Consider the following 26858-nt stretch of genomic DNA (forward strand, 5'->3'; position numbering starts at 1 on the left):
CCCGCCCTTGGACGAGATGAACGATCGCACCTGCATCGTCACCCGCAGGCAAGCCGAACCGGATGAACTGATCCGTTTCGTCGTCGGCCCGGGTTCGGCCGTCGTTCCGGACATCAAGAGAAACCTGCCCGGCCGCGGTTGCTGGGTGACGGCCGACCGCCTACATATAGAAAAGGCAGCGGCCAAAAATCTGTTTGCCCGTGCTTTTAAGGCGCAGGTGAGCGTGCCGGCCGATCTTGGCGGCATGGTCGACGCGCTACTTTCCAGGTCCGCTCTGGGCATGCTTGGCCTGGCCCGCAAGGCGGGCGCCATAGCGCTCGGAGCGACCAAGGTCGAGAGCGCCGTGCGCGGCGGACTTGCACTTTTCGTGCTCCACGCGACCGAGGCTTCCGACGATGGCGTCCGCAAGATAAGCCAGGCGCGACGGGCAACCGTCCACCTTGGCGGGCCTGCGATCCGCGCTTACAAACTTTTCTCCGAGGCCGAGTTGAGCTTGGCATTGGGGGGTACAAATGTGATACATGCTGCCGTTCTCGCGGGAGACGCGGGCAGGGCGGTCCAGAAGCGCATGGTTGCGCTCGACCGATATCGGGGCGGTTCCCCGGACGATCTGGCAATGCTTGCGGCCGTTGCTGACGAAGATGATGCCGCAGAGGATATGGAATGAGCGATACGAAATCGGGCGACGACAAGACGCTGAGTGTTACGCCGAAGAAGACCTTGACGCTGAAGCGCCCCGGTATGGAACAGGGCACGGTGCGCCAGAACTTCTCGCACGGCCGCACCAAGTCGGTGGTCGTCGAGACCAAGAAGCGCAAGTTCTCGCTGCCCGGCGACAAGCCGGAGCCGGCGGCAGCGCCTGTGTCCGTCTTCACGCCGAAGCCGGTCGCGGCAGCGCCTGCCGTGCAGGAAGCTCCCAAGGCGCCTCCCCCTCCGCCGCCGGTCGAACGCGGCGGCATGGTGCTGAACGAGTTGTCGCGCCAGGAAATGGAAGCACGCCGCCGGGCTCTCGAGGGCTCGAAGGTCCGCGATGTCGAGGATCGCCAGCGCGCCATCGAGGAAGCCAAGCGCCGCAGCGAGGACGAAGAGCGCCGCCGCCGCGAGCGCGAGGAATCGGCTCGCCGTCAGGCCGAGGAAGAGGCACGGCTGCAAGCCGAGGCCGAATCCCGCCGCCGTGCCGAGGAAGAGGCGCGCCGCCGTGCGCCGCTCGCCGCCGAACTGGCAACAGTCGATGACGAGGAAGAGGTCAAACCGAAGCGGACCGGTGCCGGCGCACCAGTGCGCCGTCTGGTTACGCCGGAAGTGGCGCGTCCGGCCAAACCGACCAAGGGCGAGGAAGACCGCCGCCGCGGCAAGCTGACTCTGAATTCGGCGCTTTCCGACGAGGATGCGCGCGCCCGCTCGCTCTCGTCGATGCGCCGCCGTCAGGAGAAATTCAAGCGCGCGTTGCATAACGAGCCACGCGAGAAAGTCATGCGTGAAGTGATCCTGCCCGAAACCATCACCATCCAGGAGCTGGCGCAGCGCATGTCCGAGCGCGCTGTCGACGTGGTCAAGTTCTTCATGAAGCAGGGCCAGATCCTGAAGCCTGGTGACGTCATCGACGCCGACACGGCCGAACTCGTCGCCACCGAATTTGGCCACACGGTCCGCCGCGTCGCCGAGTCCGACATCGAAGAGGGCTTGTTCAACATCGCCGATCGTCCCGAGGACCTGCAGCCGCGTCCGCCGGTGGTAACGATCATGGGTCATGTCGATCACGGCAAGACCTCGTTGCTCGATGCCATCCGCAATGCCAACGTCGTCTCCGGCGAGGCCGGCGGCATTACCCAGCATATCGGCGCCTATCAGGTCGAGAAGAACGCTCACAAGGTTACCTTCATCGACACGCCCGGCCACGCCGCCTTCACGGCAATGCGTGCCCGCGGTGCCCAGGCGACCGATATCGCCATCCTCGTGGTGGCAGCCGACGACAGCGTCATGCCGCAGACGATCGAATCGATCAATCACGCCAAGGCGGCCGGCGTTCCGATCATTGTGGCGATCAACAAGATCGACAAGCATGACGCCGACCCGCAGAAGGTGCGTTCGGAACTGCTGCGCCACGAGGTGTTCGTCGAATCCATGGGCGGTGAGGTGCTGGATGTCGAGGTGTCGGCGACCAAGGGCATCAATCTCGACAAGTTGCTCGAAGCGATCCTGCTGCAGGCCGAAATCCTCGACCTGAAGGCCAATCCGGACCGCACCGCCGAAGGCGTGGTCATCGAAGCCCAGCTCGACAAGGGCCGCGGCCCAGTCGCTACCGTGCTGGTGCAGACCGGCACGTTGATGCCGGGCGACATTCTCGTCGCCGGCAACGAATGGGGCCGGGTACGCGCACTCGTCAATGATCGCGGCGAGCAGGTCAAGGAAGCGCCGCCGGCAATGCCGGTGGAGGTGCTCGGCCTGCAAGGCACGCCGCAGGCCGGCGACCGCTTCGCCGTGGTCAACAACGAAGCCCGCGCCCGCGAGATCACCGAATATCGCCAGCGTCTGGCGCGTGAGAAGGCGGTGGCCAGGCATGCCGGCCAGCGCGGCTCGCTTGAACAGATGATGTCGCAGTTGCAGACCAGCGGATTGAAGGAATTCCCGCTGGTCATCAAGGGCGACGTGCAGGGCTCGATCGAGGCGATCAACGCCGCGCTCGACAATCTCGGCACCGACGAGGTGCGCGCCCGCATCGTCCATGCGGGGGCTGGCGGCATTACCGAAAGCGACGTGTCGCTGGCGGAAACTTCGGGGGCTGCGATCATCGGCTTCAACGTTCGCGCCAATGCGCAGGCCCGCGCAGCCGCGGCTGCGGCAGGCATCGAGATCCGCTACTATTCGATCATCTACAATCTGGTCGATGATGTGAAAGCGGCGCTCTCCGGCCTGCTCTCGCCGGAGCGTCGCGAGACCTTCATCGGCAATGCCGAGATCCTCGAGATCTTCGACATCACCAAGGTCGGCAAGATCGCCGGCTGCCGTGTCACCGAAGGCAAGGTCGAGCGTGGTGCGGGCGTCCGCCTGATCCGCGACAACGTCGTCATCCACGAAGGCACGCTGAAGACCCTGAAGCGCTTCAAGGACGAGGTTTCGGAAGTTCCGGGCGGCCAGGAATGCGGCATGGCCTTCCAGAACTACGAGGACATGCGCGTCGGCGACGTCATCGAGTGCTTCCGCGTCGAGATGGTGACCAGGACGCTGTAAAGCGCTTGGCACCGATATGGGCCAGGACGCTTCAAATCTGGAAGGTATGTTCCCTCTATGGGAATATACCTTCCAAACAAATGATACGCAGCTTAAACGTGCTGCGCGTTCGTTTTCCGACCTGCGGTATGGTCGATCCAGGCGTTGGATTCTCACAGGTCTTGCTTGGCTGATTTTGATAGCCTCAGTTCTTTTGATTATCTGGACATCTGCGTTGGCCGTCGCTCTGCTGGAGTACCTTTCAAAGGGCGTGGTCTCCAGTGAGACAATTTACGTTCTCACCCCAATTGCGATGGGGACTATATATATTATAGTAGCTCGTAGTTTTTTTGGTTTCTTTAAAAGGAAAGTAAATAATAAGAAAATTGGCAATATCACCGAACCGGTAAAGATCTTCGATGGGTATATTATTCAGTTTTTGGACGAGAACTCGATAAAGAATCGAAGGATAGAACGGGTGCAACTGAGCAACGACTACCTGTTTTTCCTCATAGATAACGGTACCCGTTTCGTTTTTATCCCAAGGGATGTCGTTCCCGCCGATGCGCTCGAGAAAATAAAAATCTGGGCAACTCAGGCTCGGTCGTAGAACGAAGACCTATTAAGGTCAGTTGCCCAGGGTAGCCAAACCTGCCCAACGGCGTTAAGTCAGCGGTTTGAGGCGGTTCGAACCCGCGCGAAGGAAGAATTTTCATGCCAAGACCACCATCGGCTGGCCCATCCCAGCGTATGCTTCGCGTCGGCGAGCAGGTGCGCCATGCTCTGTCGGAAACCTTGCAACGTGGCGAGATCCTCGATCCGTTGATCGAGAATGCCGTGGTGTCGGTCTCGGAAGTGCGCATGTCGCCCGATCTGAAGATCGCCACCGCCTTCGTCTCGCCGCTTGGCGCCAAGGATGCCGGCGTGGTGGTCGAAGCGCTCAACAAGCATGCGAAGTTCGTCCGCGGCCGTGTCTCCGGCGCGCTGCGGCAGATGAAGTACATGCCGGAATTCCGCTTCCGGCTCGACACCAGCTACGACAATTTCCAGAAGATCAACGAATTGCTGCACTCGCCCGAAGTGGCGCGCGATCTCAGCGCCGACGACAAAGACAAAGACGACCGGAAGGACAGCGAATAGTGGCGCGTCGCGGCAAGAAGAAGGGCCGGCCGATCTCGGGCTGGCTGGTACTGGACAAGCCGGTCGGCATGGGCTCGACTGAAGCCGTCGCCAAGATCAAATGGCTGTTCCAGGCGGAAAAGGCCGGCCATGCCGGCACGCTCGACCCGCTGGCGTCCGGCATGCTGCCGATCGCGCTCGGCGAAGCGACCAAGACCGTGCCATACGTCCAGGACGGCGCCAAGGTCTACCGCTTCACGGTTGCCTGGGGCGAGGAGCGTTCGACCGACGACCTCGAAGGCCCGGCGACCAAAAGCTCGGACCGCCGTCCGGCGGAAGCCGACGTACGGGCGCTGCTTTCGAAATATACCGGCGTCATCATGCAGACGCCGCCGCAATTTTCGGCGATCAAGATCGCCGGCGAGCGCGCCTACGACCTTGCCCGCGATGGCGAGACGATCGACATTCCGCCACGCGAGGTTGAGATCGGCCGGCTCGACCTGGTCGAGCACATGGCAGATCGCACCATCTTCGAGGTCGAATGCGGCAAGGGCACCTATGTCCGCTCGCTGGCGCGCGACATGGGGCGCGACCTTGGCTGTTTTGGTCACATCGCCGAGCTGCGGCGGGTCGAGGTCGAGCCGTTCACGCAGGAAGATTTCGTCACCTTGGCCGAGTTGGAGGCCGCCCGCTTCGGCGAGCAGGGCGAGCCGCAAGCAGCAGACGCGCCGATCGACTTCGGTACCATCGATGCCCTTCTGCTCGACACCGCCGCGGCGCTCGAATGCTTGCCGCAGGTTGCGATCAGCGACGATGCGGCAACCAAAATCCGCCTCGGCAATCCGGTCATCATTCGCGGCCGTGACGCGCCGGTAGAAGCTGAGGAGGCCTGCGCCACCGCGCGCGGCAAGCTGGTCGCCATCGGCGCCATCGAGCAAGGCATGTTCAAGCCAAAGCGGGTCTTTGTCGGGTAACAGCTGTCGCCCGGCGCATGATCTACAAACCGGATTCTATTTTGGGAAAGGATCATGCGCTAAATCAACAGGCCTACGGCGTCGTTTGCCGTCCGAAAGGATGCGCTGCGCTGTAGTGCCGTTCGACGCTGCACTCGAGGGGGCACATGGCAAAGGCTGACACGGTCAACAAACGAGCGGCGCTCAAAACACGGAGGCCGCCGGTCGGGGCTTCGCCGGGCACGCTGATCGCCGACCCGGCGGCGCGCCGCTCGGAGCTCAGGCTGACGTTGATCTCGCCCGAAAAGTTCAAGACCATCGACAATGCCAGCATCGACGACGTCAACACCCATTGCCACAATTGGCCGGTTATCTGGCTCGATTGCACAGGCCTCGCCAACATCCAGCTGATCGAGGAGATCGGGCGGATCTTCAACCTGCATCCGCTTGCGCTGGAAGATGTCGTCAACACCGGTCAGCGGCCGAAGGTGGATTTCTTCGAGGACCACGCCTTTGTCGTCGTCAGGATGATCGACGACGTCACCGCGCACCGTTACGAACAGATCGCCATCTTCTTCGGCAAGACCTTCGTCGTCACCTTCCAGGAGCGCGAAGGCGACCCGTTTGATCCCGTGCGCAAGCGGATCGCAAGCTCGGTGCCCAACCGCTTGCGCTCGCGCGGCGCCGACTATCTCGCCTATGCTTTGATCGACGCTATCGTCGACAGCCATTTCCCGCCGATCGAGGCTGCCGGCGAATTGGTCGACAGCATTGAGGAGCAGATGCTGAACCAGGCACACAAGCATCAGATGCGGCAGCTTCACGAATTGCGGCGCGATGCCAATGTGCTGAAGGGCGTGCTTTGGCCGATGCGCGACGCGCTGGCGACCATGATCCGCAACGACGTCTCTTATGTGAAGGCCGAAACCAAGATATTTCTGAACGACACGCTCGATCATTCGCTGCGATTGATCGAACTGGTCGAAACCCAGCGCGACATGCTGACCGGCCTGATCGAGATGCACTTGTCGCTCAGCCAGGCGCGCACCAACGACGTCATCAGCTATCTGACGATCGTCTCGGTGATCTTCATGCCGCTTACCTTTCTCGTCGGCGTATGGGGCATGAATTTCGACCCCGACACCTCGCCCTGGAACATGCCGGAGCTGAAAGCCTATTACGGCTATCCCCTGTCGCTCGTCTTCATGGCGCTTGTTGCGGTCGGGCTCTTTGCGTACTTCAAATGGAAGAAATGGCTCTGACTAGGCGGAAGTGCCCGTTTATGCAGCAAAAAGCCGGCTTGTGAATTAGGCTGGCCTTTTTGTCGGAATTGCACTATATGCGCCGCAGCTTCGCGCTTTGACGCGTTGCTTGCACCGGCCCCTGCTGGACGACATCCCGGCTGAGGGCGTCCCGTTTCCTCAAACAGACAAGGAAAAACACGATGTCGATTACTGCCGAACGCAAGAAGGAATTGATGGGCGAATTCGCAACCGCCAAGGGCGATACCGGGTCTCCGGAAGTCCAGGTGGCCATCCTTTCGGAGCGCATCAAGAACCTGACCGACCATTTCAAGGACCACAAGAAGGATAACCATTCCCGCCGTGGTCTGCTCGCTCTCGTTTCCCAGCGCCGCAGCCTGCTTGATTATCTCAAGCGCAAGGACGACGCGCGCTATCAGACACTGATCGAGAAGCTCGGTCTGCGCCGTTGACGAATTGACCGGCGGGTTCTTTCGAGAGCCCGCCGGTCGCGCATTGGAGCATCGGATCATCCAAGGCTCCAATGAAGAAAGCAGAGCGCCGCGCACCGGTTTGGACGCGCAAAGGACGCTCTGAAGTTTAGATTTGCGCAGGATACTTTCCGAAAACCTGGTTTTCGGGTTCACGCGCAAGGCCAGTCGGATCGATTGGCCAACCCGGTTTCGAAACAGCAGAGGGCTACTCGAAACCGCCCATGGACGGTCATGGGGCAGGATTGCAGGACGCTCGTGCGGCACCGCGCCGAATAAGCCGAGCCTCCCGTTGTCTTGCCCGTGGCTGCCCGAGAAAGGAAGCCAAGGGAAAGGGGCATCCGCGCACGCTGAAACGGCGCGGCCCTTTCCGCATACGAAGGACAAGACATGTTCAATTACCACAAAGTCGAAATCGAATGGGGCGGCCGTCCGCTCATTCTCGAAACCGGCAAGATCGCGCGTCAGGCTGATGGCGCGGTGCTGGCCACCTACGGCGAAACCAAGGTTCTCGCCACCGTAGTCTCGATGAAAGAGCCGAAACCCGGCCTCGATTTCTTCCCGCTGACGGTCAACTACCAGGAGAAGACTTACGCCGCCGGCAAGATCCCGGGTGGCTATTTCAAGCGTGAAGGCCGTCCGAGCGAGAAGGAAACGCTGGTTTCCCGCCTGATCGACCGCCCGATCCGGCCGCTCTTCGCCGAAGGCTACAAGAACGACACCCAGATCGTCGTCACCGTCGTCCAGCACGATCTCGAAAATGACCCGGACATCCTGTCGATCGTCGCCACCTCCGCCGCCCTGACCTTGTCCGGCGTGCCGTTCATGGGTCCGGTTGGCGGCGCCCGCGTCGGCTACATCAACGGCGAATACGTGCTCAACCCGCATGTCGACGAGATGCAGGAATCGAAGCTCGACCTAGTCGTCGCCGGCACCGCCGACGCCGTGCTGATGGTCGAGTCCGAAGCCAAGGAACTCGGCGAGGACCTTATGCTCGGCGCCGTCATGTTCGGCCACAGGGGCTTCCAGCCGGTGATCGACGCGATCATCAAGCTGGCTGAAGTCGCGGCAAAGGACCCGCGCGACTTCAACGCGCCGGACTATTCCGCACTTGAAGCCGAGATGCTCAAGATCGTCGAAGGCGAGCTTCGCGACGCCTACAAGATCACCGACAAGCAGAAGCGCTATGCCGCCGTCGACGCCGTCAAGGCGAAGGTCAAGGCCGCGTTCGCGCCGGCAGAAGGCGAAGAGGCCAAATACACGTCCGAACAGATCGGCACCGTGTTCAAGGAGCTCCAGGCCAAGGTCGTGCGCTGGAACATCCTCGACACCGGCTCGCGCATCGACGGCCGCGACCTGAAGACGGTCCGCAAGATCGTCTCGGAAGTCGGCGTCCTGCCGCGCACGCACGGCTCGGCGCTGTTCACTCGCGGCGAGACCCAGGCGCTGGTCGTCGCCACGCTCGGCACCGGCGAGGACGAGCAGTATGTCGATTCGTTGACCGGCATGTACAAGGAGAAGTTCCTCCTGCACTACAACTTCCCTCCCTATTCGGTCGGTGAAACCGGCCGCATGGGTTCGCCGGGCCGCCGCGAAATCGGCCATGGCAAGCTCGCCTGGCGCGCCATCCGGCCGATGCTGCCGACCGCCGACCAGTTCCCCTATACGTTGCGCGTCGTTTCGGAGATCACCGAGTCCAACGGCTCGTCGTCGATGGCTACCGTCTGCGGCACCTCGCTGGCTCTGATGGACGCGGGCGTGCCGCTTGCCAAGCCGGTCGCCGGCATTGCGATGGGCCTGATCAAGGAAGGCGAGCGCTTCGCCGTGCTCTCCGACATCCTTGGCGACGAGGACCACCTCGGCGACATGGACTTCAAGGTTGCCGGCACCGCCTACGGCATCACCTCGCTGCAGATGGACATCAAGATCGAGGGCATCACCGAGGAGATCATGAAGATCGCCCTCGACCAGGCCAAGGATGGCCGTCAGTACATTCTCGGCGAAATGGCCCACGCGCTGTCCGGCGCACGTGCCGAGCTCGGCGAGTTCGCGCCGCGCATCGAGGTCATGCACATCCCGACCGACAAGATCCGCGACGTGATCGGCTCGGGCGGCAAGGTCATCCGCGAGATCGTCGAAAAGACCGGCGCCAAGATCAACATCGAGGACGACGGCACCGTCAAGATCGCCTCGGCCAATGCCAAGGAGATCGAGGCGGCGAAGAAGTGGATACACACCATCGTCGCCGAGCCGGAAGTCGGTGAAATCTACGAAGGCACGGTCGTCAAGACCGCCGACTTCGGCGCTTTCGTCAATTTCTTCGGTCCGCGTGACGGCCTCGTCCACATCTCGCAACTCGCCAATGACCGCGTCGCCAAGACCTCCGATGTGGTCAAGGAAGGCGACAAGGTCTGGGTCAAGCTGATGGGTTTCGACGAGCGCGGCAAGGTCCGCCTGTCGATGAAGGTCGTCGACCAGGCCACCGGCAAGGAAATCGTGCGCGACAAGAAGAGCGAAGGCGAAGAAAACGCCGCCTAAGCTGATCTAACTATGCAATCGAAGCGGGCGCGCCGGAAGGTCGCGCCCGTTTGCGTTTCAACAACAGCCTTGCAGTTCAAGAGTGGTGAATGTCCGCCGAGCCGCTGAAAACGCTTTTCCATCCGTTCGAGGCCGGTGCTGTCTCCCTGCCACGAAAGGATGAACGCATACTCTTTCTCGGTGCCGAGCCCGGCTTTCGCTTGCCCGAAAGTTTTGATGCCAAGCTTCATCTTGTCCAAGGCTTCAGGCCGCACTTTCGCGCCTTGCAGGCGTCCGGCTTCGCGGTCACGCCGCAGGTCGAAGGCGAGGCTTTCGACGCGGCATTTGTGCTCGCTGGCCGCCATCGCGGCCAAAACGAGTTGCGCGTTGCCGAAGCGGTCGAACGCGCAGCACCAGGCGGGTTGATCGTCGTCGCCGGCAGCAAGGACGATGGAATCGCCAGCCTGCGCAAGCATGTCGGCGCCCTTGTGCCGCTCGAAGGCCACCTGCCGAAGCATCACGGCATTGCCTTCTGGTTTCGCCGGCCGGCCGATACCGTTGCCGCGGCAACGCTTCGCGCCGCCAATCCGGACTTGGTGGTCGAGGACCGCTTCCGCACGGCCCCAGGCATGTTTTCCTTCGACAAGATCGATGCCGGATCGAAGCTGCTAGTCGAAAATCTGCCCAACGATCTGCGTGGCAGCGTTGCGGACTTCTGTGCCGGTTGGGGCTATGTCGCCGCCGAAGTCGCCGCCCGCTCACCCGGCATATCGGCGCTTGACCTTTACGAAGCGGACTTCGAGGCGCTGGAGGCGGCCAAGGCCAATGTCGGCAACATAGGCGTGGAGCCACGTTTCTTCTGGATAGATCTGTTGAGCGAACCGGTCGAGCGCCGCTACGACGTGGTCGTCATGAACCCGCCCTTTCACCGCAGCCGGGCGACTGAGCCGGAAATCGGTGCCGGCATGATCCGCGCGGCAGGCAAGGCGCTGAAGCCCGGCGGCCGGCTGTTCATGGTGGCAAACCGCCAGCTTCCCTACGAACCGGTGCTGGCGGCCGCCTTCTCCAGCCATGCGGAGCTCGCCCGCGACGGCATGTTCAAGGTCTTATCGGCGCGACGCTGAAATCCTGCGGGGCAAGCCGGCGATACGTCGCTCGCGCTATTCCCGCCCGCCGTCGGTCTGCTTCAATTCGTCAAGCGTCGGCATGGAAACGATGTGATAGCCGGAATCGACATAATGGATTTCGCCGGTGACGCCGGAGGACAGGTCGGACAGCAAATAGAGCGCGGAGCCGCCGACTTCATCGATCGTTACTGTACGGCGTAGCGGCGAGTTGCGCTGCTGGTAGGAGAACATGTGGCGTGCGTCGGAAATCCCGGCGCCCGCAAGCGTCCGTACCGGTCCCGCCGATATGCCGTTCACCCTGATGCCGCGCGGGCCGTAGTCGTTGGCGAGATAGCGGACGCTGGCCTCCAGCCCCGCCTTGGCGACACCCATAACGTTGTAGTTCGGCATGACACGGACCGAACCGGCATAGGTCAGCGTGATCATCGAACCGCTGTCCTTCATCAATGTGGCGGCGTGACGGGCGATCTCGGTGAAGGAGTAGCAGGAGATCACCATTGTGCGGATGAAGTTGTCGCGGCTCGTGTCGGCGTAGAGGCCTTTCAGCTCGTTCTTGTCGGAAAAGCCGATGGCATGGACGACGAAATCCAGCCCGCCCCATGCCTTCCCCAAAGTCTCGAAAGTCGCGGCGACCGACACGCTGTCCTCGACGTCGCAAGGCACCACCAGGGATGCGCCCAATTTCTCGGCGAGCGGCTTGACCCGGCGCCCGAAGGCCTCGCCCTGATAGGTGAAGGCGAGGTCCGCGCCATGTTCGGACAGTTTGCGGGCGATACCCCAGGCGATCGAATGATCGTTGGCAACACCCATGACAAGCCCGCGCTTGCCCTTCATCAATCCGTCCATGGTCGGCAAATCCTTATGCGGAATAGCGCTGGAAAATCAGCGTTGCGTTGGTGCCACCGAAACCGAACGAATTGGACAAAACGGTGTCGATCCTTGCATCGTCGATGCGCTTGCGCACGATCGGCATGCCCTCGAATTCCGGATCGAGGTTCTCAATGTGGGCGCTCTCGCCGATGAAGCCGCCTTGCATCATCAGGATCGAGTAGATCGATTCCTGCACGCCGGCGGCGCCCAGAGAATGGCCGGTTAACGATTTGGTCGACGTGATGAAAGGCATCTTCTCGCCGAACACCTCGCGGATGGCGCCCATTTCCTTGGAGTCGCCGACCGGCGTCGAGGTGCCGTGCGTATTGATGTAGTCGACCGGCGAGGACACCGTTGCGAGCGCCTGCTTCATGCAGCGCGCCGCGCCTTCGCCCGACGGCGCCACCATGTCGTAGCCGTCCGATGTCGCGCCATAGCCGACGATCTCGGCATAGATCTTGGCGCCGCGTGCCTTGGCATGCTCGAGCTCTTCAAGAATCAGCACGCCGGCGCCGCCGGCAATGACGAAACCGTCGCGATCGACGTCGTAGGCGCGTGAGGCGACCGACGCCCTGTCGTTGAACTTGGACGACATGGCGCCCATGGCATCGAAGAGATCCGACATCGTCCAGTCGAGATCCTCATGGCCGCCGGCGAAGACGATGTCCTGCTTGCCCCACTGAATCAGCTCGTAGCCATTGCCGATGCAATGCGCAGACGTCGAGCAGGCCGATGAGATCGAATAGTTGACGCCGTGGATCTTGAACCAGGTGGCAAGCGTCGCCGACGCGGTCGACGACATCGCTTTTGGCACCGCGAACGGCCCGATCCGCTTGGGGCTGCCGTTTTTGATCGTGGTCTCGGCCGCCTCGACGATTGCACGGGTCGACGGTCCGCCGGAGCCCATCACGATACCGGTGCGCTCATTGGTGATGTCGGCCTCGTCGAGGCCGGCGTCTGCGATCGCCTGGTCCATTGCGACATGGTTCCAGGCAGCACCCTGCGACAGGAAGCGCATGGCGCGACGGTCGATCATGCCCGATGGGTCCAGCGTCGGCGCACCCCACACCCGGCAACGGAAGCCATGCTCGGCGAAAGAGTCGGAGAAGCTGATGCCGGATCTGGCATCGTGCAGCGAGGTCTGCACCTCGTTGGCATTGTTGCCTATCGACGACACGATGCCGAGACCTGTGACTACGACCCGTCTCATTCGCAACTCCTTCCAGCGGACCCCGAACCTGAAATCAATTTCCGGAATGGAACCATGCGCAAAATTAAAGTGCTACAGCGTTCATCAGACGTCCAAGACGTCGTACTGCAGGGTCTTCGTTCAGACGGCGGCCGATTGCTTGGACAGACCGACCTTCAGATCCGTTGCCGCGTATATGGGCTCGCCATCTGCCTTCAGCCAGCCATCGGCGATGCCAAGCACAAGCCGACCGCGCATCACGCGCTTGAAGTCGACGCCATACTCCACCTTCTTGACCGAAGGCGTGACCATGCCTTTGAACTTCACCTCACCGGTCGACAGCGCCATCCCCTTGCCGGGTTCACCGAGCCATCCGAGATAGAACCCCGTCAACTGCCACATGGCGTCCAGGCCCAGGCATCCCGGCATGATCGGATTACCGATGAAATGGCAGGCGAAAAACCACAAATCCGGCTTGATGTCGAATTCCGCGCGGATGAAACCCTTGTCGAACGCACCGCCGGTCTCGCTGATCTCGGTGATGCGGTCGAACATCAGCATCGGCGGATAGGGCAACTGCGCATTTCCCGGTCCGAACAGCTCGCCGCGGGCGCAGGCAAGCAATTCCTCGTAACCGTAGCTGGATTTCGGATCCGCCATCAATCTCGTCCCCGTGATCGTCCCGCGCGAAAGGAGCCCTTGTCGGTGGTTTCCTAACACAATCTGTTTCAGGCCGGAAACCGGCGTTTGCGCTTAACCTGCCCGTCTGCCCGGGTCAATGCGCGCTATTGATCGCATTCGGTCGACAGAATATATGTCAGGACACGTCCAGTTTCGGCAGATGCTCAATTTCTGCCATTTTGGACCTGTCTGAGGCGGAACTGTGAGCGCGACGGATAGATGGATCTGGGTTGCCGGAAGGATAATGTCGCTGTGGACAAGCGGGTTCGTGAGGCCGGTCTGAGGCCGACACGCCAGCGCATCGCGCTGGCCGATCTGCTTTTCGCCAAGGGCGACCGCCATCTTTCGGCCGAGGAACTGCACGAGGAGGCGCTTGCCGCCGGCGTGCCGGTGTCTCTGGCCACCGTCTACAATGCTCTGCACCAGTTTACCCAGGCCGGTCTTCTGCGCATCCTTGCCGTCGAGGGATCGAAGACTTATTTCGACACCAACACCTCCGATCACCATCATTTCTATATCGAGGGCGAAAACAGGATCTTCGATATTGACAGCGGCCCGGTGACGGTTTCCAACCTGCCGGAGCCGCCGGAGGGCATGGAGATCGCCAATGTCGATATCGTGGTGAGACTGCGTCCGAAACGCTGCGACTGACCGGCACTTATGAAATTCCTGGATTTGACGCTCCGGCTCGAATGGGTCGCCGTCGCGGTGGCGGCTCTTATCTTCTATGCAATCGCCGGTGTTTCCTGGTGGCTGTTTGCCGTGCTCATTCTGGCGCCCGACCTGTCGATGCTGGGTTACATGGCCGGGCCGCGCGTCGGGGCCGTCGCCTACAACGCCTTGCACATACTGATCTTCCCCGTTCTGCTGGCGCTTGTCGGCAGCGTCTTTGACAATGCAATGGCGGTAGCTGTCGCGCTGATCTGGATCGCCCACATCGCCATCGACCGCGCTCTGGGCTATGGTTTGAAGCTGTCAAGCAGTTTCCAGGATACCCATCTCGGCCGCATCGGCCGCTAAACCATCCCCGAACCGAAGATCAGCGAAACAAATGCCGGATCCGGTGCTTGCAGCGCCGCCCGACCTGCGGTTCGGAAAGTCAGTTCTTGACCTTTTCGCCGGGATAGGCACCCCAGACCAGCGACTGCGCGAGCCAGCCAGTATGGCCGTCGAAGGTCATTTCGCACCACTGGCCATCGCAGGACTTGATCGTGCCCATCACCCCCGGTTCGAGGATCGCGATGACGCCTGCGTCTTTTGCCGGGTCGTCAAGGAGGTTGACGCGAGCGTCCTTGCCGCGCTGCCAGGGGGCGACGATCGCCGTGCGACGGCCCGAAAGCAGCGACTGATTGATCCAGCCTTCCGAGCCGTCGGCATCACGCACACGGCGCCACGTATCGAACTCCTGGATGATCTCCATCGGCAGGCCTGGCTTCATATACATCCAGTCGACGGAATAATTGACGCCCGGCCCAACGCGCGAGTTGACGCGGCCGGATTTCAGGCTGACGAAGCGCGGCAGCGGCAAGCCGCTTGGTCCGAGCGTGATGCTCTGGGCGGGTGCGGCGGCACTTTGCGCCATCACCAGTGGGCTATGGATGAGAGCGCCGAGGAATGCTGCACTGAGGGTCAGGCGGAGCGACGCGAAACCAGACACTTTCGTTCCTTTCGGCACCGGCCCATCGGCCTTCGCCCCTTTTTCTTTGTCTTCGGCGGAACCGCTTGTTACATGAATGACCGGTACCGCGATCGGCTCTCAGTTTCGCCGTTCTTGGTTAAAGAGGTCTCAACGAGATCGGGTTCGAGGAAAACAATGGCAGGCAAAAAGAAGCCCCTCGTCGTCATCACGCGCAAATTGCCCGACCCGGTCGAGACCCGCATGCGCGAGTTGTTCGACGCCCGCTTGAATGTGGAGGACAGGCCGATGACGCAGCCGGAACTGGTGGCTGCGGTCAAGGAGGCCGATGTGCTGGTGCCGACCGTCACCGATAATATCGACGCGGCGCTGATTGCCCAGGCCGGCGACAACCTCAAGCTGATCGCCAATTTCGGCAATGGGGTAGACAAGATCGACGTTGCGGCAGCGGCCAAGAAAGGCATCACCGTGACCAACACGCCGAACGTGCTGACCGAAGATACGGCCGACATGACCATGGCGCTGATGCTGGCCGTACCGCGGCGGCTGGCCGAAGGCGCCAACGTGCTGACCGGCGATAAGAAATGGGCGGGCTGGTCGCCGACCTGGATGCTCGGCCGGCGCATTTGGGGCAAACGGCTCGGCATTGTCGGCATGGGTCGCATCGGCACCGCCGTCGCCAGGCGTGCCAAGGCGTTTGGCCTCTCGATCCACTACCACAACCGCCACCGCGTACTGCCGGCAATCGAGGACGAGTTGGAAGCCACGTATTGGGAAAGCCTTGACCAGATGCTCGCCCGCATGGACATTATCTCGGTCAATTGTCCATCGACACCGGCAACCTTCCACCTGCTTTCGGCGCGGCGGCTGGCGCTTCTGCAACCGTCAGCTTACATAGTCAACACCGCGCGCGGCGATATCATCGATGAGGAATCGCTGGTCAAGCTCATCCATGACGGCAAGATCGCCGGCGCCGGCCTCGACGTCTACGAGCACGAGCCGGCGCTGAACAGCAAGCTGCTGAAACTCGCCCACAAAGGCAAGGTCGTGCTGTTGCCGCATATGGGCTCGGCGACGCTCGAAGGCCGTATCGACATGGGCGAGAAGGTAATCATCAACATCCGCGCCTTCTTCGACGGTCATCGCCCGCCCGACCGCGTGCTGCCGCTGCGGGCGTGACCGGCCATCGTGGCAGCGAATTCTGGTCGCGGCAGCTGCCTGCTCGCTTTTGGATAGCGTTTGCTTACAAAAGCACCTTGCGCATGGTGATTGAGGTCGGCCGGTCGTAACCTTTGTGTGCTGTCCGTTCGGTTTCGCGAAAGCCGAGGCGGGCGAAGGCAGCGTGGTTTCCAGTCAGTTCGACCCGGGTCTGGAGCTCGATGGCGGTCCTGTTGCGGCTGCGGGCAAGATCTTCGACGGCCTGCATCAGCTGTTTTCCAATGCCTTGTCCCTGAAGCGTCGGCTCGACCGCGAGCTTTCCAATATAGAGGTCGTCTGCGCGCTTCAGGACGAAGACGCAACCGACGATCTCGTTTCCCTTCAGTGCCAGGAATGCTGTCTCCTCCAGCGCTCTAGCCCTGAGATTTTCAACGGTGAGCCGATGCGCCGAGGACGGCGGGTCAACAACCTCGACCATAAAGGCGAAGGCGCGCATGACCAGCGCCAGCACCTCGTCCCAACGGTCGAAATCGGCCGCAAGCTGCACGATGGAAACGTCGGCAGGCAGGCTCATGGGCTGGTTCGCTTGTAGCGGATCGTGTCGAAGCGTGCCGCCAGCGCATCGTAGAGCAGCAGTCGTCCGACCAGCGGCTTGCCAATCCCGGTGATCAGCTTGATCGCTTCCATGGCTTGCAGCGTGCCGATGACCCCGGTCAGCGCGCCGACAATGCCGGCCACCGCGCAGGATGGCACAAGTCCCGGCGGCGGCGCCTCGGGAAAGAGATCGCGGTAGCTTGGGTTCAACTTGCCGTCCGGGCCGGTTTCGAATGGCTTCAGTACGGTGACCGAGCCGTCGAAGCGGCCAACGGCGGCATGCACGAGCGGCCGGCTTTCCGCGGCGCAGGCGTCGGCCACCGCGTAGCGTGTCTCGAAATTGTCGGAGCCGTCAACGACGATGTCATAACGGGCAATGAGGGTAGGGGCGTTGTCGACGGTCAGCCTGAAATTGTGCTCTTCCACGACGACGTTTGGATTGATGCGGATGATCGCCGCTCTGGCACTGTCGGTTTTTGCCATGCCGACCATGTCCGTGCCGTGGATCACTTGTCGTTGCAGGTTGGAAAGCGAAACGATGTCGTCGTCGACGATACCGAGAGTGCCAATCCCTGCGGCGGCGAGATATTCGAGCACAGGCGCTCCCAATCCGCCGGCGCCAATGACGAGCACCCGCGCCCGCTTCAGCCGCTGCTGGCCGGCGCCGCCGATCTCGGGCAGCACGATGTGGCGGGCGTAGCGTTCGAGCTCTTCATCGGTGAGGGCGGCTGTGATCATCGCCGGACCATATAGCGGAGGAAAAAGCTTGTCAGGTATCAATGCATGCCGCTCAGAAGTGCGCCATGAACCAAGTTCAAATGGTCGGCCTGACCGTGCCGTGATCGACGGTCAGGAATTGCGCGCGTCCCTTGAGGCTGTCAAACAACGCGGCATCGGTCCCGGTCATGAAGGCCTGGCAGTTTAGTTCCTCCAGGATCGAGAACAAGGCCGCCCGTCGACCGCCGTCGAGATGGGCGGCGATCTCGTCGAGCAGCAGGATCGGTGTCATGCCCGACATCTCACCGGTTAGCCGCGCATGCGACAAGACAATGCCGACCAGCAGCGCCTTCTGCTCGCCGGTCGAACAGAGCTCGGCCGGCATCGCCTTGGGCCGGTGGCGCACCACGAGGTCGGAACGGTGCGGGCCGTCGAGCGTGCGTCCGGCGGTGCGGTCGCGGTCGCGCCCCTGGGCAAGCGCACGACGGAACCGTTCCTCTACGTCGACGGCCGGCAAAATACCGAGTTCGCCTTCCAGTTCGCCAGAGATGCCGATGTCGGCTTGCGGAAACGGTCCGTCGCCGGGCAGCCGGTCGATCATGGCGGCGAGCAGGCGCACCAGTTCGGCACGCGCCGCGGCAATCGCCACGCCGGTCTCGGCCATTTGCATCTCGATCGCATCGAACCAGGCACCGTCGCGTGAACCGTCGGCGAGCAGTCTGTTGCGGCCGCGCATTGCCTTTTCGTAGTCAAGCGCGCGCTGGCCGTGGCCAGGATCGATCGCCAGCACCAGCCGGTCTAGGAAGCGTCGGCGGTCGGCAGCCGGCCCGGGGAACAGGCCGTCCATGGCCGGTGTCAGCCAGACCACGCGCAGCCATTCCAGCATGTCTTCGGCTGAGCGTGCCGTCGCGCCGTTGATCCGCACCCGCCGGCCGGCTTCGCCGTCGCTGCCCGATATTCCGGTACCGATCTCGACCTGGCCTTCCGGCCCGTCAAGCCGGGCATGCAGCGCAAAGCCACCGTCGCCGCCTTCGCGCGCCACCTCGGAATAGGGTGCGCGGCGCAGGCCGCGGCCCGGCGTGAGCAGCGAGATCGCTTCAAGCAGATTGGTCTTGCCGGCGCCATTGTCGCCGGAGAAAACGACAGCGCCGGGATCAAGGTCTATTGCCAACGCCGCATAGTTGCGGAAATTCGTAAGTGTGAGCTTACTTATGTGCGTCTGCTGCGGTTTTGCAGATCTGGTCACGACAGCAAGATGGCCCCGTTCGGGCCCTACACCCGCATCGGCATCAGCACGTAGAGCGCGGTCTCGTCGGCCATGTCGTGGATCAGCGTCGGGGAACCGGCATCCGCCAGCATGAACTTCGCCTCCGTGCCGGTCAGTTGCGCGGCAACGTCGAGCAGGTATTTGGCGTTGAAGCCGATTTCAATCGGATCGGACGAATAGTCGGCCGCCAGTTCCTCGGTGGCACTGCCCGAATCCGGGTTGTTGACCGCAAGCGTGACCTGCCCTTCGGCGATCGAAAGCTTCACCGCCCGGCCGCGTTCGGACGAAATGGTCGAAACGCGATCGACGGCAGCGGCGAAACTCTGGCGATCGATAATCAGCTTCTTGTCGTTGCCGGTCGGAATGACGCGCTGGTAGTCCGGGAAAGTGCCGTCGATCAGCTTGGAGGTCAAGATAACGCTGCCGATGGTGAAACGGATCTTGGTGTCGGACAACTCGGTGGTGACTGCAACATCGGGATCGTCGACCAGCTTTTGCAGCTCGCTGACCGTCTTTCGCGGGATTATGACGCCAGGCATGCCCTCCGAGCCTGCCGGCGCATCGATCTCGGCGCGCGCCAGCCGGTGGCCGTCGGTCGCGACAGAGCGCAGCTTCAGCTTGCCGCCGGCCTCGTGCGTGTGCAGATAAATGCCGTTCAGATAATAGCGCGTCTCCTCGGTCGAGATGGCAAACTGGGTCTTTTCGATGAGGCCCTTTAGTCCGACGGAATCGAGCCGGAAAATATGCGAGAACGACCCGGCTGAAAGCTCGGGAAAGTCGGACTGCGGCAGGCATTGCAGGCGGAAGCTCGAGCGCCCCGACGTCACCGTCATGGCGTTGCCGTCTTCGTCGGTCTTCAGCGCCACCTCCGCGCCGTCGGCAAGCTTGCGCACGATGTCGTAGAGCAGATGTGCCGGGACCGTCGTCGCCCCGCCACGTTCGACCTTTGCCGGCGTTGCTTCGGTCACCTCCAGGTCGAGGTCGGTCGCCTTCATTTCAAGGCTGGCCCCCTCGGCGCTGAGCAGCACGTTCGACAGGATCGGAATGGTATTGCGCCGCTCGACCACGCGGTGAACATGGTTGAGCGACTTCAGGAGATTTGACCGTTCCAGGATAACACGCATGACAAAACAGGCTCGCTTGAATGAATGAACGGGTCTCCGGCAAGCGGCGCCCCGCGAAAGGTCTGAACAGGCTCAGAATCTGCGTAAACTGACAGGAAAAACCCGGCAAACGCAAGCCCGCGCCACCGGTTCGGACCGGCTGCACGGGCTTTCCGGGGATAAAGGGGATAAAAAGGCCGGAGTCCGCGAGCCGGCGTTTTTCGGGCCGTCAGGCCTGGTCGTTGATCAGCCTTCTCAGCAATTCGAGTTCCTGCGCCAGTGTGTTGTCGGCACCGGAAAGATCCTCGATCTTGCGCACCGCATGCAGCACGGTCGTATGGTCACGACCGCCGAACCGCCGCCCGATCTCCGGCAGCGAGCGCGGCGTCATCACCTTCGACAGATACATGGCGACCTGCCGTGGCTTGACGATGGTGCGTGTGCGCCGGTTGGACAGAAGTTCGGTCTTCGACACGTTGTAGTGGCGCGCGACGATGCGCTGGATGTCCTCGATACGCACCCGCTTGGGTTCGCCCGAACGATAGATGTGGCCAAGGATCTCGTCGATGCGGTCGATGGTGATCTGCGGTTCGAAGGATTGGCGAAACAAAAGCTGGTTGAAGGCACCTTCGAGCTCGCGTCCGCTGCCGGTCACCGTGCGGGCGACGTGGTTGAGGATCTCTTCGGAAATATCGAGCGACGCATCGTCGAGCTTGGCGGTGGCAAGCCTGAGCTTGAGCATACCGATACGCATGGCGAAATCCGGGGCTGACATTTCCAGCGCGACGCCGCCGTTGAGGCGCGAGCGGACGCGTGGCTCCAGCGACTCCAATTCCGACGGCGGCCGGTCGGCAGCGACCACCACTTGCTTGGCGCTGTCGAGCAGCATGTTGATTAAATGGCAGAATTCGTGCTGGATCGACTTGCCCTGCAGGAACTGCATGTCGTCGATGATGAGGAGGTCGATGTCGCGCAGCTGTTCTTTCAGCGTCAGTGCGTTGTTGTCGCGGATCGCGGTGGCGAACCGCCACATGAAATACTCAGCCGTCAGATAGACGACCCGCGATTTCGGATTCTGCTTCAGCGATTCTGCGGCGATCGCCTGCAACAGGTGCGTTTTGCCCAGCCCGACCGTCGCGTGCAGAAAGAGCGGATTGAAACGCACCGCGCTCGACTGCGATTCCGCGACCGCCTTGGCGGCGGCAAAAGCCACTCGGTTCGATGGTCCTTCGATGAAGGAGGTGAAAGTGTAGCGTGGATCGAGTGGCGAACCGAGAACATTGTGCCGGAACTCGGTTTCTGCCGGCATCCCCGGGCGGGGTACCGGGACCCGTTCGACCCTGCTGGGGCTCGCCGTGCCCGCAGAGAGCGCGGTTTGCGTCTGCCTGGTCATCTTGCGCGCCGGGGCCACTTCTGGCTCGACGCTGTTGCGGCCCTGCCGTGTGGCGGTGCGAACCACGATCTCGATCTTGAGGATCTCCGGATCCTCGTGCTTCCACAACTCGGTGATGAGATCGAGATAGTGGCCGTTGATCCATGAACGCAGGAATGCGGTTGGCACTGAGATGCGGACAATGCCCTTAGAGGATTCAGCGACCTTCATGCGCCCGAACCAGCTCGAATAGACCTCGGTTCCCAGTCGCGCCTTCAACTGGGCCTTGACCCGATCGAACTTCTGTTCAGCTTCATTGGAAGCCGCCATGTCGTTCCTTCCGATTAACGTTCCAGGAAATGGGAGGTCGCCTGTAACCTCCCTTTCGATGCCGCCGCTCTGCATGATCGAGTTCCTTGTCTCTTGTACCTGTTTTCCGCCGGGGATGCGCCTCCTGCATCCATGTTTCCGGCGACCGTGTCTTCGCTGCGACACCATCGCCGCCGCCGGCTGATGAATCGCCTCGTTGTCGGTCCGGCGCCGAAGAGCCGATCCGCTTTGGTCATGTCAGGGCAACAAAATGCCGTCCGGCGAAAAACCGCCGGCGCACCGTCGACCTGCCATGTACAATTACGCCAGTCCCCTACCGTATCGAAAAGACAAACCAACCCCGTCCGCGGAGTTAAATCCGCGGTGTAAACTCTGCCAATTTGAGCTGGCCGGTTTCAGGCTGGTCAAGGGCCAAGGGCCCGTCCCTTCGATGGACAGACATTACCGAAATCGCTGTGGATAGGGCAAGGCCACCCCTAACGGATTTTTAAGGAATCTGACTAGGAAGGCACGTTTCGAACGCGATGCCGCAACAGTTGATTTTGACAAAGCCATTGTGATTCAAACCCTTTTCCGGCGAATGTGAAAAAGGCCACACAAATGCGAAATTTTCTGAAATAATTCGCTTGACAGCCAATTGCCGCCTATCGGCCGCAGCCGATGTGAACAAGCTGTGGATCACCATCGGTAAACCTCTGAAAAAAAACAGTAATCTGTGACGCTCGGAAATTTTCGCATTGGCAGTTTCGAAGGCTGCGAATATCAGCGGGTATGTATACGCCGGCAAAGCATTTCGAACTTTGAAATGCACGCGGAGCGCCATTTTGCGGGCTTTCTTTTAAGTACTTGCCGGCAAACGAAAAAAACCCGGCGCGATTGGCCGGGTTTGAAGAAGCGCAGTTCAGGAAAAGATATATTAGGCCGACAGCACCTTGACCCGTTGGGCCAGCCGCGACACCTTACGCGATGCCGTGTTCTTGTGCACCACGCCCTTGGTCGCGGCGCGCATCAATTCCGGCTCGGCCACCTTGAAGGCAGCCTGTGCGGCCGCCTTATCGCCGGCCGCGAGCGCCTCTTCGACCTGGCGGATGTAGGTCCGGACGCGGGAGCGGCGGTTCTTGTTGATCGCTGCGCGACGGGCGATCTTGCGCGTTGCCTTTTTGGCCGAGGAGGTATTGGCCATGGTGCCTCTCTTCTGATCTGGTGGGCGCTTGCGGGATACCGCAGGGCGCAAAAAACAAACGGGCAGCCACAGGGCCGCCTCGGTTGGTGCGGCTTATAGTTCAGCTTTTCCGGCGCGTCAACGCTGCAGCGCTTTCTTTTTGACCGGCGCCTTCGTCATCTCATCGGTTCGTGAAATTCGGCTTCCGCTTGCCGCTGAAGGCCGCCATGCCTTCCTTCTGGTCATCCAGCGCAAACAGCGAATGAAACAGCCGGCGCTCGAACCGCAGACCCTCGGTGAGCGTCGTCTCATAGGCGCGGTTGACGGCCTCCTTTGCCATCATCACCGACGGCAAGGAAAAACCAGCGATCTTGGCCGCTGCCTTAAGCGCTTCCTCGATCAACTCGCCGGCTGGCACCACGCGCGAGACAAGGCCGGAACGCTCGGCCTCGGCTGCGTCCATCATTCGACCCGTCAGGCACATATCCATCGCCTTCGACTTGCCGACAAAGCGGGCCAGGCGCTGCGATCCGCCCATGCCGGGCATGACGCCCAGCGTGATCTCGGGTTGGCCAAACTTGGCAGTGTCGGCGGCGATGATGAAGTCGCACATCATCGCCAGTTCGCAGCCGCCCCCCAGCGCATAGCCCGCCACCGCCGCGATGATCGGCTTTCGTGCCCGCGTAAATTCTTCCCAGCCGACGAAGAAATCCTGCAGATAGGCATCCACATAGGAGATGGACTGCATTTCCTTGATATCGGCACCTGCCGCGAAAGCCTTTTCCGAACCAGTGATGACCATGGCGCCGATGTCGGCATTGGCGGCCATGCTATTCACCGACGCGACCAGTTCCGCCAGCACTTGTGAATTCAGCGCGTTGAGCGCCTGCGGCCGGTTCAGCGTAATCAGCCCGACCTTGCCGCGGGTTTCGACGATGATGGTTTCATAGCCCATACTTTGCTCCTCCTCGGTTCTGGTTCAAGCCTGACAGGCCCGGCAGTGGAAGGTCGAACGACCGCTTTGCACGATACGCTCGATGTGGCCGCCACAACCAGGCTTGGAGCAGCCTTCCCCCTCGCGATCGTAAACCGCGAAGGAATGCTGGAAGTAGCCCAGTGATCCATCGGTCTTCATATGATCGCGCAACGACGAGCCGCCGGCGGCGATCGCATCGGCGACGACCGAGCGGATTGCTTCGGCCAGGCGTTCGCTCTGCTCTTTGGCTTTCTTGCCGGCTCTCGCGAGGGTGCCCGCTTCGCGCAGCGGCGACAGGCCGGCCCGCCAAAGCGCTTCCGAGACGTAGATATTGCCTAGCCCGGCAATCAGCCTCTGGTCCAGAAGTGCCGCTTTCAGCGGTGACTTGCGACCTTTCAGCAACGAAGCGAGCAGCGCGCCGTCCAGTGCGTTGCCTGTAGGCTCGACGCCTAATCCCGCCAGCATCGGATGCATGTCGGGCTCGCCTTCCGAAAACAGCATGAACCCGAAGCGGCGCGGGTCGTTGAAGATCACGCGAGAGCGGACGCCGGCAGGGGATGCGATGTCGAAGACGACGTGATCGTGAGCAGTGTTTTTCGAACGTTCGTGGTGGAACACGCTAGGCGTTGCGCTCTCGTCGGCCGTTTCGATGCGAAACGAACCCGACATGCCGAGATGGCAGATCAGAACCGGGCCGTTGTCCATGTGCATTGTCAGATATTTGGCACGGCGGCCGAGCGCCGCAATCGTCTTGCCGGTCAGCCGCTCCGAAAATCTCTCGGGGAACGGAAACCGCAAATCCGGCCGGCGTGCCTCGACACCGACAATGCGGGCACCTTCAAGGGCCGGCTGCAGACCGCGCCTGACTGTCTCTACCTCCGGCAACTCAGGCATGGCCACCTATCGTGGCATGGAAGGAGGTGCCGTGACGGCCGCGCGCCAGCCCGAGATGTTCGGCCACGGTTTCGCCGATGTCGGCAAATGTTGTCCTCAGTCCGATGTCTGCGCCTTTGAAACCCGGCCGTGTCCCGATAATCGGAATACGCTCGCGCGTGTGGTCGGTGCCGCGCCACGTCGGATCATTGCCGTGATCGGCGGTCAAGATGAGCAGATCGCCTGGCTTCAGCCGTGCGAATGCCTCGGGCAGGCGCCGGTCGAAAGCTTCGAGTGCGGCGGCATATCCCGCAACGTCGCGCCGATGCCCGAACTCGGTGTCGAAGTCGACAAAGTTTGCGAAGACGAGGTCGCCGTCGCGGGCGTCTTCCATGGCACCAAGCGTTTTGTCGAACATCGCCATGTTGCCGGCAGCCTTGCGGACTTCCGAGATCCCCCGATGGGCGAAAATGTCGCCGATCTTGCCGATCGCGATAACCCGGCTGCCGCGCGCCGTCAGCCGGTCGAGCAGCGTCGGTTCCGGTGGCGGTACGGCATAGTCGCGACGATTATGCGTTCGCTCGAACGTGGCGGCGGTTTCACCGATAAACGGCCGCGCGATGACGCGGCCGATATTCAGCGGATCGACGAGCCTGCGCACCACTTTGCAGAACTCGTAAAGCCGTTCCAGGCCGAAATGAACCTCATGCGCGGCGATCTGCAGGACGGAGTCGATCGAGGTGTAGCAGATCGGCTTGCCGGTGCGGATATGGTCTTCGCCGAACCGTTCGATAATCTCGGTGCCCGGAGCATGGCAATTGCCGAGGATGCCAGGCACCTTCCCTTCACGCACCATTGCTTCGGTCAACTCGGCCGGAAAGGCGGGAATCTTGTCTGGGAAGTAACCCCAGTCGAAACGGACCGGCAGGCCGGCTATTTCCCAATGGCCCGATGGCGTGTCCTTGCCGCTCGAAACCTCTTGGGCCGCGCCGTGAAAGGCGGCGGCAAGCGGTGCACTGCCGGCATTCTCAAACCTGAAACCCGTTGCCGTTGCCGCGGCCTGGCCGAGACCGAGCGCGAGCATGTTTGGTACAAGAAGGGGTCCGGCACGCAGGCCTTCGCGATCGGCGCGGCCTTCTGCGCAGGCCCGCGCGATGTGTGCGAACGTATTGGAGCCGGTGTCGCCATAACGTTCGGCATCGGCCGCGCCGCCGATGCCGAAGGAGTCGAGGACAAAAAGGAAGGCGCGTGCCATCGAAAGGTTCATCATTGCCTGTGTGTTGGCTCAGACATAGGGTTCCGCGCCGCCATTGGCAATTCGGAAACCCAAACAGCACGGCTTGGCGTGCTGGTCCCGGAGAGACGAATCGCAGCATGGTCGATCTGCGGATGGAAATGCGCGGCGCGGAGCTCGCATGAGGCTTGCCCTGACAGCATTCGCCACCGTACTGGCTTTGCTGCTGGATGCGTCTTGCACAAACCTGGCGCGAGCCGATTGGCGCGATGTTATCGGAACGTTCTGTATCGGTATCGTCGCCGAACCGTTGCCGGTCCGAGGGACTATGTGCTGGCTGCAGCCATCGTGCGTCTAGTCTCGGCCCGCGGTCGCAAGCAATAGCAACAGACCGGTTAGCGGGCTTCAGGCGTCAGCAATCGCTGCACGGAATGGTCGGGCTCCTGCGCGGCCGCAGATAATATGTTTCCGCCATCGATATCGAATTGAAGACCGAGCTCAACCCGAACCGGCTTTGGCCGTCCGCCGACCAGGTAATGATTGGCTTGTAGGCGAGATCGCTTTCGACCCGGATGAGGAACGTGCCTTTGATCTTGAGCGCGCTCGGGACCGTTGTGGTGGAATCCTTGACAGCGTCGACGCTAGAGACGCCATCGACCAGTTTGCGCGACCACACGACCAGGACTTTCGGCGTCGTCTCGTTGGTCACCTGTATCGCCGTGATAATGATCTTCGGTTTCGAGCGGTTGTAGGGCTGGAGCGTGGAACTGCCGATCGCCATGATGGCATCGACATCGGCCGCCTTGACGGTCTGCTGCTGCGTGACGAGGTCCGCTACCATGCTGCCGATGCGGCTGACCTTCTTGCTGGTCTCGATGGCTTGCGAGGCCTCCATTGTCATAAAGTACATGATCAACAGGACAGGCACGATGAGGGCAAACTCGACAGCCGCAATACCGCGGCGGTCCGAGCAAAGCCGGACTGCTCTTGTACAAATCCCTGCGATGCCCAGCTGTGCCCCCGCACGAATCATGGCTT

Annotated in this window: 26 protein-coding genes and 1 pseudogene; 13 read left to right on the plus strand and 14 right to left on the minus strand. The window is 61.6% G+C overall.

Annotated features, from left to right (window positions below; all coding sequences use genetic code 11):
- Nucleotides 1–16 precede the first annotated feature (16 nt).
- The 9 genes from NKJ81_RS18160 to NKJ81_RS18200 all read left to right on the plus strand — a co-directional run bounded on the left by NKJ81_RS18160 (nucleotide 17) and on the right by NKJ81_RS18200 (nucleotide 10655).
- Complete coding sequence (locus NKJ81_RS18160; protein ID WP_352541262.1) at nucleotides 17–667, plus strand: RNA-binding protein; 651 nt, start codon at nucleotides 17–19, stop codon at nucleotides 665–667.
- Nucleotides 664–3231, plus strand: coding sequence for a translation initiation factor IF-2 (gene infB, locus NKJ81_RS18165; RefSeq protein ID WP_352470067.1), 2568 nt, complete (start codon nucleotides 664–666; stop codon nucleotides 3229–3231). The genes NKJ81_RS18160 and infB overlap by 4 nt, the downstream gene beginning before the upstream one ends.
- A gap of 16 nt (nucleotides 3232–3247) precedes the next feature.
- Complete coding sequence (locus NKJ81_RS18170) at nucleotides 3248–3820, plus strand: hypothetical protein (RefSeq protein ID WP_352541263.1); 573 nt, start codon at nucleotides 3248–3250, stop codon at nucleotides 3818–3820.
- A 104-nt stretch (nucleotides 3821–3924) separates the two neighbouring features.
- Nucleotides 3925–4350: a 30S ribosome-binding factor RbfA gene (gene rbfA / locus NKJ81_RS18175; protein ID WP_352541264.1), complete on the plus strand. Its 426-nt coding sequence runs from the start codon at nucleotides 3925–3927 to the stop codon at nucleotides 4348–4350.
- Entirely contained in the window at nucleotides 4350–5303 is a 954-nt protein-coding gene (truB, locus tag NKJ81_RS18180) for a tRNA pseudouridine(55) synthase TruB (RefSeq protein WP_352541265.1), read from the plus strand. The genes rbfA and truB overlap by 1 nt, the downstream gene beginning before the upstream one ends.
- A 146-nt stretch (nucleotides 5304–5449) precedes the next feature.
- Nucleotides 5450–6544 (plus strand): magnesium/cobalt transporter CorA, encoded by a 1095-nt coding sequence (corA, locus tag NKJ81_RS18185; protein ID WP_352541266.1) that lies wholly within the window; start codon nucleotides 5450–5452, stop codon nucleotides 6542–6544.
- A 140-nt stretch (nucleotides 6545–6684) separates the two neighbouring features.
- On the plus strand, nucleotides 6685–6996 hold the full coding sequence (rpsO, locus tag NKJ81_RS18190; protein WP_280940423.1) for a 30S ribosomal protein S15: 312 nt from the start codon (nucleotides 6685–6687) through the stop codon (nucleotides 6994–6996).
- Between the two features lie 408 nt (nucleotides 6997–7404).
- On the plus strand, nucleotides 7405–9552 hold the full coding sequence (gene pnp / locus NKJ81_RS18195; RefSeq protein WP_023676908.1) for a polyribonucleotide nucleotidyltransferase: 2148 nt from the start codon (nucleotides 7405–7407) through the stop codon (nucleotides 9550–9552).
- Between the two features lie 89 nt (nucleotides 9553–9641).
- Nucleotides 9642–10655, plus strand: a complete 1014-nt coding sequence (locus NKJ81_RS18200; protein WP_352541267.1) for a class I SAM-dependent methyltransferase — start codon at nucleotides 9642–9644, stop codon at nucleotides 10653–10655.
- Between the two features lie 36 nt (nucleotides 10656–10691).
- On the opposite strand, the gene fabI is transcribed toward NKJ81_RS18200, so the two are convergent.
- The 3 genes from fabI to fabA form a co-directional block, all read right to left on the minus strand.
- Nucleotides 10692–11504: an enoyl-ACP reductase FabI gene (gene fabI / locus NKJ81_RS18205; RefSeq protein WP_023676910.1), complete on the minus strand. Its 813-nt coding sequence runs from the start codon at nucleotides 11502–11504 to the stop codon at nucleotides 10692–10694.
- A gap of 13 nt (nucleotides 11505–11517) precedes the next feature.
- On the minus strand, nucleotides 11518–12738 hold the full coding sequence (gene fabB, locus NKJ81_RS18210; RefSeq protein ID WP_023676911.1) for a beta-ketoacyl-ACP synthase I: 1221 nt from the start codon (nucleotides 12736–12738) through the stop codon (nucleotides 11518–11520).
- 120 nt (nucleotides 12739–12858) lie between these two features.
- On the minus strand, nucleotides 12859–13377 hold the full coding sequence (gene fabA, locus NKJ81_RS18215) for a 3-hydroxyacyl-[acyl-carrier-protein] dehydratase FabA (protein ID WP_352541268.1): 519 nt from the start codon (nucleotides 13375–13377) through the stop codon (nucleotides 12859–12861).
- A gap of 240 nt (nucleotides 13378–13617) precedes the next feature.
- On the opposite strand from fabA, the gene irrA reads away from it, so the two are divergent.
- Both irrA and NKJ81_RS18225 read left to right on the plus strand, forming a co-directional pair.
- Nucleotides 13618–14049 (plus strand): iron response transcriptional regulator IrrA, encoded by a 432-nt coding sequence (irrA, locus tag NKJ81_RS18220; RefSeq protein ID WP_023676913.1) that lies wholly within the window; start codon nucleotides 13618–13620, stop codon nucleotides 14047–14049.
- Between the two features lie 9 nt (nucleotides 14050–14058).
- Complete coding sequence (locus tag NKJ81_RS18225) at nucleotides 14059–14418, plus strand: DUF4260 domain-containing protein (RefSeq protein ID WP_352541269.1); 360 nt, start codon at nucleotides 14059–14061, stop codon at nucleotides 14416–14418.
- Between the two features lie 79 nt (nucleotides 14419–14497).
- Here NKJ81_RS18225 and NKJ81_RS18230 read toward each other — a convergent pair whose 3' ends face one another.
- Nucleotides 14498–15055 carry an SH3 domain-containing protein gene (locus tag NKJ81_RS18230; RefSeq protein ID WP_352541270.1) on the minus strand — a complete coding sequence of 186 codons (558 nt, stop codon included), beginning with the start codon at nucleotides 15053–15055 and terminating at the stop codon, nucleotides 14498–14500.
- 156 nt (nucleotides 15056–15211) lie between these two features.
- On the opposite strand from NKJ81_RS18230, the gene NKJ81_RS18235 reads away from it, so the two are divergent.
- Nucleotides 15212–16213: a 2-hydroxyacid dehydrogenase gene (locus tag NKJ81_RS18235; protein WP_352470076.1), complete on the plus strand. Its 1002-nt coding sequence runs from the start codon at nucleotides 15212–15214 to the stop codon at nucleotides 16211–16213.
- A gap of 64 nt (nucleotides 16214–16277) precedes the next feature.
- Here the strand turns inward: NKJ81_RS18235 and NKJ81_RS18240 are convergent, their stop codons facing one another.
- The 9 genes from NKJ81_RS18240 to NKJ81_RS18280 form a co-directional block, all read right to left on the minus strand.
- Nucleotides 16278–16766 (minus strand): GNAT family N-acetyltransferase, encoded by a 489-nt coding sequence (locus tag NKJ81_RS18240; protein WP_352541271.1) that lies wholly within the window; start codon nucleotides 16764–16766, stop codon nucleotides 16278–16280.
- Entirely contained in the window at nucleotides 16763–17524 is a 762-nt protein-coding gene (locus tag NKJ81_RS18245; RefSeq protein ID WP_352541272.1) for a molybdopterin-synthase adenylyltransferase MoeB, read from the minus strand. Before NKJ81_RS18245 ends, NKJ81_RS18240 begins: the two co-directional genes overlap by 4 nt.
- A 76-nt stretch (nucleotides 17525–17600) precedes the next feature.
- Entirely contained in the window at nucleotides 17601–18749 is a 1149-nt protein-coding gene (gene recF / locus NKJ81_RS18250) for a DNA replication/repair protein RecF (RefSeq protein WP_352455124.1), read from the minus strand.
- A gap of 26 nt (nucleotides 18750–18775) precedes the next feature.
- Nucleotides 18776–19894, minus strand: a complete 1119-nt coding sequence (gene dnaN, locus NKJ81_RS18255; protein WP_023676920.1) for a DNA polymerase III subunit beta — start codon at nucleotides 19892–19894, stop codon at nucleotides 18776–18778.
- Nucleotides 19895–20102: 208 nt separating this feature from the next.
- Nucleotides 20103–21575, minus strand: a complete 1473-nt coding sequence (gene dnaA, locus NKJ81_RS18260) for a chromosomal replication initiator protein DnaA (RefSeq protein ID WP_023676921.1) — start codon at nucleotides 21573–21575, stop codon at nucleotides 20103–20105.
- Nucleotides 21576–22491: 916 nt separating this feature from the next.
- Nucleotides 22492–22758, minus strand: coding sequence for a 30S ribosomal protein S20 (rpsT, locus tag NKJ81_RS18265; RefSeq protein ID WP_023676922.1), 267 nt, complete (start codon nucleotides 22756–22758; stop codon nucleotides 22492–22494).
- 160 nt (nucleotides 22759–22918) lie between these two features.
- Nucleotides 22919–23692, minus strand: coding sequence for an enoyl-CoA hydratase (locus tag NKJ81_RS18270; RefSeq protein WP_352541273.1), 774 nt, complete (start codon nucleotides 23690–23692; stop codon nucleotides 22919–22921).
- A 24-nt stretch (nucleotides 23693–23716) separates the two neighbouring features.
- Entirely contained in the window at nucleotides 23717–24607 is an 891-nt protein-coding gene (gene mutM, locus NKJ81_RS18275; RefSeq protein ID WP_352541274.1) for a bifunctional DNA-formamidopyrimidine glycosylase/DNA-(apurinic or apyrimidinic site) lyase, read from the minus strand.
- A complete protein-coding gene (locus NKJ81_RS18280; RefSeq protein ID WP_352541275.1) occupies nucleotides 24600–25841 on the minus strand; it encodes a phosphopentomutase in 1242 nt (413 codons plus the stop codon). The genes mutM and NKJ81_RS18280 overlap by 8 nt, the downstream gene beginning before the upstream one ends.
- Before the next feature lie 160 nt (nucleotides 25842–26001).
- Here NKJ81_RS18280 and NKJ81_RS32655 point away from each other — a divergent pair.
- Nucleotides 26002–26130 (plus strand): annotated as a pseudogene (locus NKJ81_RS32655) (phosphate/phosphite/phosphonate ABC transporter substrate-binding protein); the annotation flags it as partial.
- A 102-nt stretch (nucleotides 26131–26232) separates the two neighbouring features.
- Here the strand turns inward: NKJ81_RS32655 and NKJ81_RS18285 are convergent.
- On the minus strand, nucleotides 26233–26853 hold the full coding sequence (locus NKJ81_RS18285) for a TadE/TadG family type IV pilus assembly protein (RefSeq protein ID WP_023676926.1): 621 nt from the start codon (nucleotides 26851–26853) through the stop codon (nucleotides 26233–26235).
- Nucleotides 26854–26858: the final 5 nt, after the last annotated feature.

Origin of the sequence: Mesorhizobium sp. M0018, from assembly GCF_040323955.1 — a bacterium.
GTDB lineage: Bacteria > Pseudomonadota > Alphaproteobacteria > Rhizobiales > Rhizobiaceae > Mesorhizobium.